This window comes from Mixta mediterraneensis (assembly GCF_030283135.1).
Classification (GTDB): domain Bacteria; phylum Pseudomonadota; class Gammaproteobacteria; order Enterobacterales; family Enterobacteriaceae; genus Pantoea; species Pantoea mediterraneensis.
Window position 1 is genome coordinate 1 of record NZ_JASUAZ010000046.1, and the last position, 13,785, is coordinate 13,785.

General features: G+C 50.3%; 13 protein-coding genes and 1 pseudogene. 10 read left to right on the forward strand and 4 right to left on the reverse strand.

The window, feature by feature from the left end:
* Window positions 1-437 precede the first annotated feature (437 nt).
* A complete protein-coding gene (locus QRY16_RS18420) occupies window positions 438-599 on the reverse strand; it encodes a hypothetical protein (protein WP_289777625.1) in 162 nt (53 codons plus the stop codon).
* A 9-nt stretch (window positions 600-608) separates the two neighbouring features.
* The gene (gene mgtA, locus QRY16_RS18425; protein ID WP_289777626.1) at window positions 609-3,326 is read right to left on the reverse strand and encodes a magnesium-translocating P-type ATPase; all 2,718 of its coding nucleotides are present in this window, start codon (window positions 3,324-3,326) and stop codon (window positions 609-611) included.
* A 746-nt stretch (window positions 3,327-4,072) separates the two neighbouring features.
* On the opposite strand from mgtA, the pseudogene QRY16_RS18430 reads away from it, so the two are divergent.
* The 3 genes and pseudogenes from QRY16_RS18430 to speG all read left to right on the forward strand — a co-directional run.
* Window positions 4,073-4,279 (forward strand): annotated as a pseudogene (locus QRY16_RS18430) (hypothetical protein); the annotation flags it as partial.
* A 57-nt stretch (window positions 4,280-4,336) separates the two neighbouring features.
* The gene (locus QRY16_RS18435) at window positions 4,337-4,789 is read left to right on the forward strand and encodes a GNAT family N-acetyltransferase (protein ID WP_193404546.1); all 453 of its coding nucleotides are present in this window, start codon (window positions 4,337-4,339) and stop codon (window positions 4,787-4,789) included.
* Window positions 4,790-4,860: 71 nt separating this feature from the next.
* Window positions 4,861-5,406, forward strand: coding sequence for a spermidine N1-acetyltransferase (gene speG / locus QRY16_RS18440; RefSeq protein ID WP_193404545.1), 546 nt, complete (start codon window positions 4,861-4,863; stop codon window positions 5,404-5,406).
* On the opposite strand, the gene QRY16_RS18445 is transcribed toward speG, so the two are convergent.
* A complete protein-coding gene (locus QRY16_RS18445; protein ID WP_289777627.1) occupies window positions 5,407-5,826 on the reverse strand; it encodes a hypothetical protein in 420 nt (139 codons plus the stop codon).
* Between the two features lie 327 nt (window positions 5,827-6,153).
* Window positions 6,154-6,489, reverse strand: a complete 336-nt coding sequence (locus QRY16_RS18450; protein ID WP_193404543.1) for a DUF2002 family protein — start codon at window positions 6,487-6,489, stop codon at window positions 6,154-6,156.
* A 154-nt stretch (window positions 6,490-6,643) separates the two neighbouring features.
* Here QRY16_RS18450 and QRY16_RS18455 point away from each other — a divergent pair, with 154 nt between their 5' ends.
* The 7 genes from QRY16_RS18455 (at window position 6,644) to proW (ending at window position 13,764) form a co-directional block, all read left to right on the forward strand.
* The gene (locus tag QRY16_RS18455) at window positions 6,644-6,961 is read left to right on the forward strand and encodes a DUF883 family protein (RefSeq protein ID WP_193404542.1); all 318 of its coding nucleotides are present in this window, start codon (window positions 6,644-6,646) and stop codon (window positions 6,959-6,961) included.
* 305 nt (window positions 6,962-7,266) lie between these two features.
* A complete protein-coding gene (gene nrdH, locus QRY16_RS18460) occupies window positions 7,267-7,509 on the forward strand; it encodes a glutaredoxin-like protein NrdH (protein WP_193404541.1) in 243 nt (80 codons plus the stop codon).
* 4 nt (window positions 7,510-7,513) lie between these two features.
* A complete protein-coding gene (gene nrdI / locus QRY16_RS18465; RefSeq protein WP_289777628.1) occupies window positions 7,514-7,927 on the forward strand; it encodes a class Ib ribonucleoside-diphosphate reductase assembly flavoprotein NrdI in 414 nt (137 codons plus the stop codon).
* Complete coding sequence (nrdE, locus tag QRY16_RS18470; protein ID WP_289777629.1) at window positions 7,897-10,035, forward strand: class 1b ribonucleoside-diphosphate reductase subunit alpha; 2,139 nt, start codon at window positions 7,897-7,899, stop codon at window positions 10,033-10,035. The genes nrdI and nrdE overlap by 31 nt, the downstream gene beginning before the upstream one ends.
* An 8-nt stretch (window positions 10,036-10,043) precedes the next feature.
* Window positions 10,044-11,003, forward strand: a complete 960-nt coding sequence (gene nrdF / locus QRY16_RS18475) for a class 1b ribonucleoside-diphosphate reductase subunit beta (RefSeq protein WP_289777630.1) — start codon at window positions 10,044-10,046, stop codon at window positions 11,001-11,003.
* A 389-nt stretch (window positions 11,004-11,392) separates the two neighbouring features.
* A complete protein-coding gene (gene proV, locus QRY16_RS18480; protein WP_289777631.1) occupies window positions 11,393-12,589 on the forward strand; it encodes a glycine betaine/L-proline ABC transporter ATP-binding protein ProV in 1,197 nt (398 codons plus the stop codon).
* Window positions 12,586-13,764 (forward strand): glycine betaine/L-proline ABC transporter permease ProW, encoded by a 1,179-nt coding sequence (gene proW, locus QRY16_RS18485; RefSeq protein ID WP_193404536.1) that lies wholly within the window; start codon window positions 12,586-12,588, stop codon window positions 13,762-13,764. Before proV ends, proW begins: the two co-directional genes overlap by 4 nt.
* Window positions 13,765-13,785: the final 21 nt, after the last annotated feature.

A 13,785-nucleotide genomic window follows, 5' to 3' on the forward strand; every position in this document is an offset into this window, starting at 1 on the left:
TACGCCAATGGCCACGTTACTTGATGGAAAACGGGTCTGGGCAGAAAAGAATCTGAACCAGATTTAATCTGACAGACACCTGTATAAATAACCGGTAACTGTCAGATCAGGTCTGAGCTAGTACATTCAGTATTAGTTCGTATCTGATCTGACAGAGACCTGTTTAAATAACCGAAAACTGTCAAATCTCTTCTCGACTAATATATTTAAGCGGATTTGTTCCTATATAACTAGCCGCTTTTTTACCCTTAGAGGATACCCCAGCGCTCTGGGAGGGTAGTGTTCGTTATAATAGGTTCACCACCATCTGGCTATACGATTTTGGCATGTTGCTGATGTATTTCGCTTTATCGTCTTCACGAAGCTTTCTGCTATATCGTTACTTTCCGAACTCTGATTTTGGACGGTTCAAGCTTCAGAGTCCGGACACCTGCGTCTCATGTACCCTGTAAGCTGAACGGATATCCAATCAGCCATTCCGGCGGCTCTGATGGCAGAGCCTGCCCAAAGCTTATTTCTACCGCTCCAACATCATATCCTGTATGGTTTATATCATATTGCGAAAAGGGCAATACGCTCTCCCGTTTAATTACACGCATTTCCCCTCCTTAAAACCATTGACCAAATCGTTTGATATACAACGTTTTCATGCCTTGTGCCAGCACGCCATAACTCAACAACGTCAGCGCTAACCAGGGAAAATATTGCCATGGTAACGGCACCAATCCGACCATCGTGCCCAGCGGCGAAAATGGAATAAAAATACCGACCGCCACAATAAATAAAGTCATAATCAACACGGGCCAGGCCGCACGGCTCTGGATAAAGGGCAATTTCTGCGTCCGCAACATATGCACCACCAACGTCTGCGACAACAACCCTTCGATAAACCAGCCTGACTGAAACAGCGCCTGCACTTCCACATGGTTGGCGGCGAACACAAACCACATCAGCGCAAACGTCGTAATATCGAAAATGGAAGATGTCGGCCCCATCCACAGCATGAAGCGTTTAATATTTTTCGCCTCCCATTTCCGTGGGTTACGCAAGAATTCGCTATCCACTTTGTCCCACGGCAGAGCCAGCTGTGAGATGTCATACATCAGGTTTTGAATCAGCAGATGAATAGACAGCATCGGTAGAAACGGAATAAAAGCGCTGGCGACCAGCAGCGAAAAGACGTTGCCGAAGTTCGAGCTGGCGGTCATGTTGAGATATTTGATGATATTGCCAAACGTCTCGCGCCCTTTCATCACACCGTCGCCGAGTACCCGCAAATCTTTTTCCAGCAAAATAATGTCTGAAGATTCTTTGGCGATGTCCGCCGCGCTGTCCACTGAAATGCCAACATCAGCATCGCGTAGCGCTGGTGCGTCGTTAATGCCGTCGCCAAGAAAGCCCACCGTATGACCATTTTGCTGAAGCAGCCGCAGAATGCGTGCTTTCTGCAACGGCGTCAGTTTGGCAAAAATCGTGCAGCGCTCGGCTTTCTGACGTAGCACATCATCGCTCATTGCTTCAATTTCATCGCCGGTTAGCGTTACTGGCGACGACAAGCCCACTTCCTGACAGACGCGCATCGTGACCAGCGGGTTGTCTCCCGTCAGCACCTTCACCGCTACGCCACTGTCGCGCAGCGCCTGGATGGCTTTTCCCGCACTCTCTTTCGGGGGATCGAGAAAGGTCAGCACACCTTCAAGGGTTAATTCGCGCTCATCACCGCTGCACAGCGGCAGCCGCACGCTATTCTGACGTGTCGCCACCAGCAAAACGCGAAAACCTCGTTGGTTATAGCGTTGCGTCATTGCCAGTAGTTCAGCCCGACGCGCCTCACACAGCGGGATAATCACATTGCCCTGACGCAGCGTCGTCGCGGCAGCCAGCATCTCCTCCACCGCGCCTTTGCAGATCAACAATGGTGAATGGTATTCGAGATCCTCCACCAGCACCGATACCCGACGGCGAACAAAATCGAACGGCAACTCATCCATTTTGTGAAACTGACCTCGCAGTGCAGGCGAAATCGCCGTTTTACCAACTTCCAGCACTGCGCGATCCATCAAATTTTTAGCCCCGCTCTGGCTGTTACTGTTTAACCATGCCAGTAACAGCACTCGCTCATCGTCTTCCCCCGCGCAATTTAGGTATTGTGACAGCAAAATATGGTCCTGAGTCAGCGTGCCGGTTTTGTCGGTACACAGCACATCCATTGCTCCCAGGTTTTGAATGGCGTTGAGACGCTTAACGATCACTTTACGCCGTGACAGGGCAATCGCCCCTTTTGCCAGATTCGAGCTGACAATCATCGGCAGCATTTCAGGCGTCAGACCCACCGCGACAGCTAAGGCAAACAGCGCAGCGTCCATCCAGTTGCCTTTACTGTACCCATTGATCAACAAGACAACCGGGACCATAACCAGCATAAAACGAATCAATAATTTGCTAACGCTGTTCACACCGCGGTCAAAGGCAGTTTGTGGGCGTTTACCAGCCAGTGATTTAACTAACGATCCAAAATAGGTCTGCGCGCCAGTAGCGACGACCATAGCGCTGGCCGTTCCGCTGGCAACATTGGTCCCCATCAGGCAAATATTGTCCCGCTCAAATAAACCTTTCTCCTCGCTTTCAATCTGCTGCACAACCGGTGACCTGCCGCTGGCATCGAGGGACAAATCTCTTTTTTCTACCGGCAGTGATTCACCCGTCAGCGCTGCCTGACTGATAAACAGGTCGCGCGACGTGAGTAACCGCACATCGGCAGGGACTAAATCTCCGGCGCTAAGCCAGATAACATCGCCTGGAACCAGCGTATTTATATCTGTATCCTGGCGTTCTGAACTTCCATTAACACGGCGCAGTACCGTAACCTGGGTAGTCACTATATTTTTAAGTGCCTGCACCGCCCGGTTGGTTCGAAATTCCTGCCAGAAACGCAGCAAACCGCTTAACGTAACCATGGTGAAAATGATGATCACACCCGAAAGTTCGGTTTCCTCTCCGGCACGTAGCGGCAACCAGTAATCGGTAAAGAAACTGATCAGCGCCAGTGCTAACAGAACATAGATAAAAGGGTTATTAAATGCCATCAGCAACTGAATCAGCGCAGGTGGCGCTTTCTCGTGCACCACTTCATTTCGCCCAAAGCGCGCCAACCGCGCATCGGCTTCTTGCTGCGTTAATCCTTCTGGCTGGCTTTGCAAATTAGCGAAGGTGGTATTGAGGTGATTACGCGCCTCGCGTTCAATGGCATAACTATTTTTCGCTTTTTTAACGGTGCGATCTTCGCTGGTTTTACTCACCAGCGTATCTAATTTCATGTCGCTCATTTCGACATCCCTTGTTTTAAGGCAATAACTTTCTTGCACGCGGGGACGCATGCATATTTCACTGGCGTGACTGAATAGGAATAAAATAGCCTCAGCCAAATAACAGATTATTTGCTGCAGAAATTTTAGCGTAAATCCAGTATCACTCAGCCCATCAATGGTCAGGCGTATAATAGCCGGGAAGTGTCGCGTAGACTGATGCTACGCCTGTCGAGGCGGAGGAAAAAGTGCAAAGATAAACGTCAACATAACGATCACACTTATTGACAGAGAAATAAACTGGGAAAGCAATCGTACTTAAACAAAGGGATTGTTGCCCGCCGAGTGGCAAGCAGCGAAGAGAATTCAGCTTGCCAAATTAGTGCAAATATCTAAGGTAACTGTCCAATTTAATCCTCCAGTAAAATTTCCGCTATTATAGGCAGAGCGTAAAATGGGTAAAGAAAATAAATCGGCTAATAACGTTTCGTTGATGTTCTGTTTCTGAATCGATTGTCTATTCTTTAACAATGCGATTTTTTATCGCCCTATTCCTGTAATTAGATCTTCTTTGCATAGGGGCGTCCGTATTTGACTATTACAATCCTCTCAGAGACGCGCATGACTTTTTAGATAAGGGAACTTCATGAAAAAATACTGCTCTCCCTACAGGCAATAACCCTGGCCGCCGCCTACAGCGTGCAAGCAGCAACGCCAAAAGATGATGCTGGTAGCTTTGACCCGCCAAAAGTTTTGAGCTGACGTCGATCCTGCTGCTGGATGAGCCAACCCCGGCGCTGGATATGTCGGTGCAGGCGGAGATCATCAACCTGTTGAACGAGCTGAAACAGCAGGATGGCTTAAACATGATTTTGGGGAGCCACGATCCTGATCATAGGTGCGATCGTGCCGTACGCAGGGCTTATGGGACGCATCATCAAACAGCGCGATGCTTAACCGCTTGTTTTACTTGATGCGCGCTCCCGTTTTGTCGTAGGGTAAAATACCCTAAACAGAATGCTGAGGACCGCGTGTTTTCGATTCAACAGGAACCTTTCTCGCCTTGTGCTGCGCAGCTCATTGCCGCATTAGACGACTGGCAAAATGCCCTTTATCCTCCCGAAAGCCAACATTGCACCGATCTCACCGCTCTCGCTGATGACGAATTAATTCTGCTGATGGCGCGCAATAAGCAAGGCCATGCTGTGGGATGTGTATCGCTGATGATTCAGCCAAAGGGGTTCGGGGAGCTCAAGCGGCTGTTTGTGGCGCCCGAAATGCGGGGGCAAGGCGTAGCAGAACAATTAATGGTTGAGATTGAAATGCAGGCGCGTAATAACGGTTTGCAGCACATCAGGCTGGAAACGGGTCTTCATCATCACGCCGCGCTGCGATTCTATCAGCGACTGGGCTATCAGCACTGCGAAGCCTTTCCACCCTACGGCGACGATCCCTTTGGCGTTTATCTCAGCAAAACGCTTTAACGCGCCACTGAGTGACGTTTCGCTGACAATTGACGACGCTTGCGGCAGATATGCGACAAAAGGAATAAATAATGACCGTTAAATTACGCCCGCTGGAAAGAGAAGATCTACATTTTGTCCATCAACTGGATAACAACGCCAGCGTGATGCGTTACTGGTTTGAAGAGCCTTATGAAGCTTTTGTAGAGCTTTCGGACCTGTATAACAAACATATTCACGATCAGACCGAGCGACGCTTTGTCGTCGAGCATAATGGGCAAAAAGCTGGGCTGGTGGAGCTGGTCGAGATTAATCATGTGCATCGCCGCGCGGAGTTTCAGATCATTATTGATCCCACACACCAGGGTAAAGGGCTTGCCAGCCAGGCGGCAAAGTTGGCAATGGATTACGGCTTTTCAGTATTAAATCTCTATAAGCTGTATTTGATTGTCGATCAGGAAAACGAAAAAGCGATCCACATCTACACTAAACTGGGCTTTGAGATCGAAGGCGTGTTAAAGCATGAATTTTTTATCAATGGCGAGTACCGCAACACCATCCGCATGTGTATTTTCCAGCATCAGTATCTGGAAAAACACAAAACTTCTGGCGGCATGGTGAAGCCAACGGCGCAGTAATTAGCCGCGTGCGCCAACCGGATTCATAAACGGCCGTGGATGTTCCGGCTTCAGATTGTACATTCCGCCATAGAATGGATCGACCAGCAGCCAGCCGGGGAATCCGCCCAGCGGAATATTACCCAGCAGATACCAAAGATTAGCGCGGGCTTCGATCGGCATTGTCACCGGTACATAGCCGGGGCTTTGCAGCATCAGCAAATAGCGTTTTTTACCGAAATAATGGCCGGTGGATTTCTCCAGTTCGACAGTTTGCGGCGTGAAACCCTGGGCGACTGCGTGACCATTTTCATCCTGCACGGTAAATTGCGCGCCCTGCGGCAGAGAGTCGATGCGCACCAACTGAGTTTCATTGCCAACAAGGCTGGCACAGCCACTAAGTAGCAGCGCGGCGGCCAGAGCCAGTATTCGCTGTTTCATGAAGGGATCCGCAAAAAGGTCAGAACGCACAGTGTAAACTGCCCGCCCCGCCTTTTCACGCGCCTCAATCAGACTATCATCGCTCGTTTCTGACGCCTTTTTGCCGTTGACAACGTACACGATAGCGTCACAGCTGGCGTACTTTTAGCACATCCTGGCGAGATGTCAGGGCGTTTTTCCTGCCCGCGCGTATGTTTGCCGTACAGACCTCCATGGCGGCTCTGTCGGACCGCGTTATAACCGCCATAGAAGTGGATTGCAGCAGGGTGAGGGGTAAGGATTCGGTGAAAGTTCTTTCAGTGCCCCGTCGCAGCGGGGCCTGATGCGTTAACCAAAAACGCTTTGCAGATAGCGCTCAAGCGCCATACGTGAACTGAAGCCGTGTGGAATACCATAATGTTCCTGTGAGTCACCCGCCAGGTAGAGAGGGAATTGGGTGTAGTGATCGCAGGTTTTCATTTCTGATGCAGGTTCAGCGAACGGTTGGCTTTTCTCTTTTAGCGTCGGATGAATGACCAGCGCCGTGCGCCCCATTCGCGCTTCGCGATTAACATAAACGTAGTTGTCACCACGACGATACCCATAGGCACGTGGCGTAATTTCATCCATTTCAAAACCCGCTTTTTCCAGTACGCGCGCTACCTCATCTGGTCTTAAATACATGCTTGATCCTCTCCTCTTCAAAAGCCCCGCAACCTTACAACAGCATGACAGTATCTGGCGTTCGGAATTTTCCCTAAAGGCCGCGCTCACCGTCTCGTTTGCTGAAAGGCCGTCTACACTTAGTATTACGTTTTAAATTAAAGGGAGCCAAAAAATGTTTAATCGAACTGACAAAAACGATGACATTGATCTTAATCAGGATGTGAACGAACTGGCAGATTCGCTTGAAGCGCTGCTGAAATCTTATGGCAGCGATGCAAAAGAGGAAGTGACGGCTGCACGCAGCCAGGCCGAGACATTACTTAAGCAAACCCGCTCCAGACTCAGCGGCGGAGGGAATCGCGTCACGCAGGCTGCACGTGACGCGGGTTGCCAGGTTGATGCATATGTGCGTGATAAACCGTGGCACGGGGTCGGTATCGGCGCTGCGGTCGGTATTGTCTTAGGTGCGCTGCTGGTTTCACGCCGCTAATCCCCGCTTCACCTAAGCCCTGCTTCCTGCGGGGCTTTTTTACGCCTGTTTTTTAAGCAACTCTCTTTACAAAATTAATTCCTGTTAATTTCCAGCCGGGAAAGCCGCATGTTTACTGGCATTTGCCACGTTCTGCAAGTCAACAGCGGAAATCCCTATATATAGTGCGCTTGATCTGATTAACCACTACATCTAGTATTTATATCATCAGCACGACACAAGATGTCAGCAAGGACGACGCCACAGCGAAGGGGATTTACTTCGTATCTGGTGTCCTGAACCGCTCACAAAGAGGAATACGAATCATGCGCATTATTATTTACACCAAAAACAATTGTGTCCAGTGTAACGCGACTAAAAATGCCCTGGATCGTAACGGCATTGATTATCAATTGATCAATCTCGATTCTCAGCCGGAAGCTATCACCAATTTGAAATCCCTCGGCTATCGCCAGGTCCCGGTGGTCATGACTGATGACGATCACTGGAGCGGTTTCCGCCCAGACAAAATCGCCAACCTGCGTCAGCTTGCCGCTGTTGAGGGGTAATCCCATGTTTCCACTGGTCTACTTTTCCAGCCAGTCGGAAAATACCCATCGATTCATCATCCGACTGGGCTTGGCCGCCCGCCGTATACCGCTCGACGCGAAGCAGCAGTTGCACATCAACCAGCCTTATATTCTGGTCGTGCCGAGCTATGGCGGTGGCAGCAGCCGCGGTGCCGTACCCAGACAGGTGATTCAGTTTCTCAATGATGAAAACAACCGGCGCGGCATTCGCGGCGTAATTGCCGCCGGTAACCGCAACTTCGGTGAAGGTTATTGTCTGGCAGGCAACATTATTGCCAGGAAATGCCAGGTTCCCTGTCTCTACCGCTTTGAATTGATGGGAACCCCTGATGATATTGCTCATATAAAAGCGGGAGTAACCCAATTTTGGCAACAACAGACACCCTCAATAATCTGACGCTGGATTACCACGCGCTCAACGCCATGCTAAATCTTTACGATGCCGATGGCCGTATCCAGTTTGACAAGGATAGTGAAGCAACGCGTCAGTTTTTCCTTCAACACGTCCAGCCCAATACCGTTGCCTTTGACTCGGCTGCTGAGCGTTTACGCTATCTGGTGGCAGAAGGCTATTACGAAGCGGACGTGCTTAATCAGTACAATTTCAGTTTCCTGTGCAGATTCCACGACGAGGCTGCGGCCTGGGGTTTTGAATTCAAAACTTTTCTGGGTGCATGGAAGTACTACACCAGCTACACGCTGAAAAGCTTTGACGGCAAACGCTATCTGGAAACCTTCGAGCAGCGCGCCTGTATGGTTGCGCTGACGCTGGCACAGGGCGATGAAAAGCAGGCACGTGCGCTGTTAGAAGAGATCCTCAGCGGTCGTTTCCAGCCTGCCACGCCAACTTTTTTAAACTGTGGTAAACAACAGCGCGGTGAACTGGTTTCCTGCTTTCTGCTGCGTATTGAAGACAATATGGAGTCGATTGGTCGTGCGGTGAACTCGGCGCTGCAATTGTCGAAACGCGGCGGCGGCGTGGCATTTCTGCTGTCAAACCTGCGTGAAGCTGGCGCACCGATTAAGCGTATCGAAAATCAGTCTTCCGGCGTCATTCCGGTGATGAAGATGCTGGAAGATGCTTTCTCCTATGCTAACCAGCTTGGCGCACGTCAGGGCGCAGGCGCGGTATGGCTGAATGCGCACCATCCCGACATTCTCCGTTTCCTTGATACTAAACGTGAAAACGCCGACGAAAAAATCCGCATTAAAACCTTATCACTTGGCGTGGTGATCCCAGATATTACTTTCCAGCTGGCAAAAGAGAACCAGCCGATGGCGCTGTTTTCACCGTATGACGTAGAGCGTATATACGGCCAGGCATTTGGCGATACTGCCATCAGCGAGAAGTATCACGAGATGCTGGCAGACGATCGCATCCGCAAAACCTATATTCAGCCACGGGATTTCTTCCAGACGCTGGCGGAAATCCAGTTTGAGTCAGGGTATCCGTACATCATGTACGAAGACAGCGTGAACCGTAGCAATCCCATTGCCGGTCGTATCAATATGAGCAACCTGTGTTCAGAGATTTTACAGGTTAACAGCGCCAGTGAATTTAATGACGATCTCGGCTACCGCCGTGTTGGCAAAGATATCTCCTGTAACCTGGGTTCACTGAATATTGCGCATGCGATGGATTCACGCGATTTGGCGCGTACCGTGGAGGTAGCGGTACGCGCGCTGACATCGGTGTCGGTGATGAGCCAGATCGATTCGGTGCCGTCAGTAGCAGAAGGTAATCGCCGCTCGCACGCCATTGGATTAGGCCAAATGAATCTGCATGGGTATCTGGCGCGTGAAGGAATTGCTTACGGCTCAGCAGAAGCCCTGGATTTCACTAATCTCTACTTTTATTGCGTGACCTATTACGCGCTGCGTACTTCAAATCATTTAGCCAAAGAGCATCAGCAAACTTTTGACGGCTTTGCGCAATCGCAATACGCCAGCGGTGCCTATTTTGACAAATATTTGCAGCGTGAATGGTTGCCGCGCACCGAACGCGTGACACAGCTGTTTGCCGATGCGGGGCTTACGCTGCCGACGCACGCCGACTGGCTGGCGCTGCGTGACGCGGTAATGAAACACGGTTTGTACAATCAGAATTTACAGGCCATTCCCCCCACGGGGTCGATTTCATATATCAACCATGCGACCTCCAGCATTCATCCGATTGTATCGCGTATTGAGATTCGCAAAGAGGGTAAAACCGGTCGCGTATATTATCCGGCGCCGTTTATGACCAATGACAATCTCGATCTTTATCAGGATGCCTATCAAATCGGTCCGGAAGCGATTATTGATACCTACGCTGAAGCAACGCAACATGTCGATCAGGGACTGTCGCTGACGCTGTTTTTCCGCGATGACGTCACGACACGTGACATCAACAAAGCGCAGATCTATGCATGGAAGAAAGGCATCAAAACGCTTTATTACATTCGACTCCGCCAAATGGCGCTTCAAGGCACAGAGGTTCAGGGCTGCGTATCCTGCGCGCTGTGATGAAAACTATGCAACTAAATCAAATTCAGGCCATCAACTGGAACCGCATTCAGGACGAGAAAGATCTCGAAGTATGGAATCGTCTGACCAGCAACTTCTGGCTGCCGGAAAAAGTGCCGTTGTCCAACGATCTGCCTGCCTGGCAAACGCTGAATAAGCAACAACAGCAGTTAACAATTCGCGTATTTACCGGCCTGACGCTGCTCGACACCATTCAAAATGTGACTGGCGCACCGGGATTAATGGCTGATGCGATTACGCCGCATGAAGAAGCGGTGCTGTCGAATATCAGCTTTATGGAAGCGGTACATGCGCGATCTTACAGCTCCATTTTTTCGACGCTGTGTAATACCAGTGATGTGGATGCGGCTTATGCATGGAGCGAAGAGAATGTACCGCTGCAAAATAAGGCGCGCATCATACTTGAACATTATCGCGCCGACGATCCGATGAAAAAGAAAATCGCCAGCGTGTTTCTGGAATCGTTCCTGTTCTATTCTGGCTTCTGGCTGCCCATGTATTGGTCCAGCCGCGGCAAGCTAACCAATACTGCCGATCTGATTCGTTTAATCATCCGCGACGAAGCCGTACATGGCTATTATATTGGCTATAAATACCAAAAAGCCTTGGAAAAGGTGGATGCAGGCCGCCGCGAAACATTGCAGCAGTTCGCTTATGATCTGCTGCTGGCGCTTTATGAAAATGAGCTGGCTTATACTGACGCCTTGTACGCCGATGTTGGCTGGGCAGAAGAGGTAAAAACCTTCCTGCACTATAACGCTAACAAGGCGTTGATGAACCTTGGCTATGAAGCTCTGTTCCCGGCAGAACTAGCCACGGTAAACCCAGCGATTCTCTCTGCCTTGTCACCGAATGCGGACGAAAATCATGACTTTTTCTCCGGCTCAGGGTCATCGTATGTGATGGGAAAAGCCGTGGAAACCCAAGACGAGGACTGGAATTTCTAAATAGGGCGATTCGGGCCATTTTTGGCTCGAATATTTCTCTTTGGTAGCCTGCATTCTGACGCCAGAATTTACTGTTTCTTAATTTTCTGTTTCGCCCTGTTTAACCTTTCGCTTTACGCTAAATATTCGCCTTTTTCAGAGTAATTTTCAGCGGCTTTCGACAAAAAACCTGCTGAAACACGGATAAATCACTTTCAGGATCACAAAAAATTAATCTGGCCGTATCCCTTGTGGACACTAGGAATAATCGCGATCAACCGCCTGTCAAGGCCCGCCTGTATTCCTCTTCAGGGTTGTCAGATATTCTGAGTATGCTACGGTATGGCCTGCTTAAAATTCATTAGGAAGTAGTTTTATATTAAATATTTTAACCGGGATTTTATTAGTGCATGGCAATTAAACTCGAAGTAAAAAATCTATATAAGATATTTGGCGACAATCCAGATCGCGCTTTTAAATACATTGAAAAAGGGGAAGGAAAAGACGCCATTCTCGAAAAGACAGGTTTGTCTCTCGGCGTCAAAGATGCCAGTCTGGCCATTGAAGAAGGCGAGATATTTGTCATCATGGGATTATCCGGTTCAGGAAAATCGACCATGGTTCGCCTTCTCAATCGTCTGATAGAGCCGACACGCGGCCAGGTCATCATTGATGGTGTCGATATTGCGAAAATATCTGACAGCGAACTGCGTGAAGTGCGCAGAAATAAAATCAGCATGGTATTCCAGTCATTTGCGTTAATGCCGCACATGAATGTACTCAATAATACTGCCTTTGGCATGGAATTAGCCGGTGTTGACGTGGCTGAACGTCAGGAAAAAGCACTGGATGCCCTGCGTCAGGTCGGGCTGGAAAATTATGCCCAGGCTTACCCTGATGAACTCTCTGGGGGGATGCGACAGCGCGTTGGATTAGCCCGCGCATTAGCCATTAATCCAGATATTTTATTAATGGATGAAGCTTTTTCCGCACTTGATCCGCTGATTCGCACCGAGATGCAGGATGAGCTGGTAAAATTACAGGCTAAACATCAGCGTACCATTGTGTTTATTTCTCACGATCTTGACGAAGCAATGCGTATTGGCGATCGCATTGCCATTATGCAAGGTGGTGAAGTCGTACAGGTGGGCACGCCGGATGAAATTCTCAATAATCCAGCCAATGATTATGTTCGTACTTTCTTCCGCGGTGTGGATATAAGCCATGTCTTTAGCGCCAAAGATATTGCCCGTCGCAGCGCGGGGGCATTAATTCGTAAAGCCGCCGGTTTCGGCCCACGTTCTGCGATTAAATTACTGCAAGATGAAGATCGCGAATATGGTTACGTATTGGAAAAACAGAAGTTTATTGGTGTGGTTTCAACGGATTCACTGAAAGCGGCGTTAGCGGCTGGCGAAGGGCTCGACAGCGCCCTGCTGGATATTCCTGCCGCGGTTCCTGCGGATACCTCGTTAAACGATTTGCTCTCCCACGTCGCACAGGCGCCTTGCGCCGTGCCGGTCGTCGGAGAAGAGAATCAGTACGTCGGTATCATTTCAAAGAGCATGTTATTACGCGCTTTAGATCGTGAAGGAGCCCAGCAATGAGTAAAGATGCAAGCAATCCGTGGGACGCCACTAGCGCGCCTGCACCCACTTCCCCTGCCCCAGCCGATCAAAGCAGCGATCCGTGGTCTGGCGCCGGTAATACGCCTACTGACAGCAGCAATGCAGTCCCCTCCAGCGATGGCGGTGGTGCCGATGCGTGGGGTTCTGCAGGCAGCAGCGGTGGTCACGATGCAGCAGCCAGCAGTGCCGGCAGCAGTGACTGGCTGAGCAGCACGCCCGCACCGCAACCTGAACATTTTAATATGATGGATCCGTTCCATAAAACCTGGATACCGCTCGATCATTGGGTCACGGAGGGAATTGACTGGGTCGTCAATCATTTTCGTCCGCTGTTCCAGGGCATTCGCGTGCCGGTAGACTACATCCTTAGCGCCTTCCAGCAGATGCTGATGGGCATGCCTGCGCCCGTCGCGATAGTGCTGTTTGCTTTGATTGCCTGGCAGATTGCCAGCCCGGCAATGGGCGTCGCGACGCTGATTTCACTGATCCTGATTGGCGCGATTGGCGCATGGTCACAGGCGATGGTGACGCTGGCGCTGGTACTTACCGCCCTGCTGTTTTGTATCGTCATCGGCTTGCCGCTGGGAATTTGGCTAGCCCGTAGCGAGCGTGCGGCGCGTATTATACGCCCGCTGCTGGATGCGATGCAGACCACGCCCGCCTTTGTCTATCTGGTGCCGATTGTGATGCTGTTTGGTATCGGTAACGTGCCTGGCGTAGTGGTGACAATAATCTTCGCCCTGCCTCCGATTGTGCGTCTGACTATCCTTGGCATTAAGCAGGTGCCTGCCGATTTGATCGAAGCGAGTGAATCTTTTGGTGCCAGCCCGCGTCAGATGCTGTTCAAGGTGCAACTGCCGTTGGCGATGCCCACCATTATGGCGGGTGTGAACCAAACGCTGATGCTGGCGCTGTCCATGGTCGTGATCGCTTCCATGATCGCGGTGGGCGGCCTTGGTCAAATGGTCCTGCGCGGCATTGGTCGTCTTGATATGGGCCTTGCTACCGTAGGCGGCGTTGGAATCGTGATTCTCGCCATTATCCTTGATCGCCTGACGCAATCCATGGGCCGTGACAGCCGTAGCCGGGGTAATCGCCACTGGTATCACTCTGGCCCTGTAGGCCTGCTGTTATCCCCTTTCCGTAAGAAATAATTTTTCGGGCGGCCTCTACGT

Coding starts and splice junctions, on each gene's coding strand:
- mgtA (WP_289777626.1), bottom strand. CDS start 3,326: ATGAGCGACATGAAATTAGATACGCTGGTGAGTAAAACCAGCGAAGAT.
- QRY16_RS18450 (WP_193404543.1), bottom strand. CDS start 6,489: ATGTATTTAAGACCAGATGAGGTAGCGCGCGTACTGGAAAAAGCGGGT.
- QRY16_RS18445 (WP_289777627.1), bottom strand. CDS start 5,826: ATGAAACAGCGAATACTGGCTCTGGCCGCCGCGCTGCTACTTAGTGGC.
- nrdI (WP_289777628.1), top strand. CDS start 7,514: ATGTTTCCACTGGTCTACTTTTCCAGCCAGTCGGAAAATACCCATCGA.
- nrdH (WP_193404541.1), top strand. CDS start 7,267: ATGCGCATTATTATTTACACCAAAAACAATTGTGTCCAGTGTAACGCG.
- QRY16_RS18455 (WP_193404542.1), top strand. CDS start 6,644: ATGTTTAATCGAACTGACAAAAACGATGACATTGATCTTAATCAGGAT.
- speG (WP_193404545.1), top strand. CDS start 4,861: ATGACCGTTAAATTACGCCCGCTGGAAAGAGAAGATCTACATTTTGTC.
- nrdF (WP_289777630.1), top strand. CDS start 10,044: ATGCAACTAAATCAAATTCAGGCCATCAACTGGAACCGCATTCAGGAC.
- QRY16_RS18420 (WP_289777625.1), bottom strand. CDS start 599: ATGCGTGTAATTAAACGGGAGAGCGTATTGCCCTTTTCGCAATATGAT.
- proW (WP_193404536.1), top strand. CDS start 12,586: ATGAGTAAAGATGCAAGCAATCCGTGGGACGCCACTAGCGCGCCTGCA.
- proV (WP_289777631.1), top strand. CDS start 11,393: ATGGCAATTAAACTCGAAGTAAAAAATCTATATAAGATATTTGGCGAC.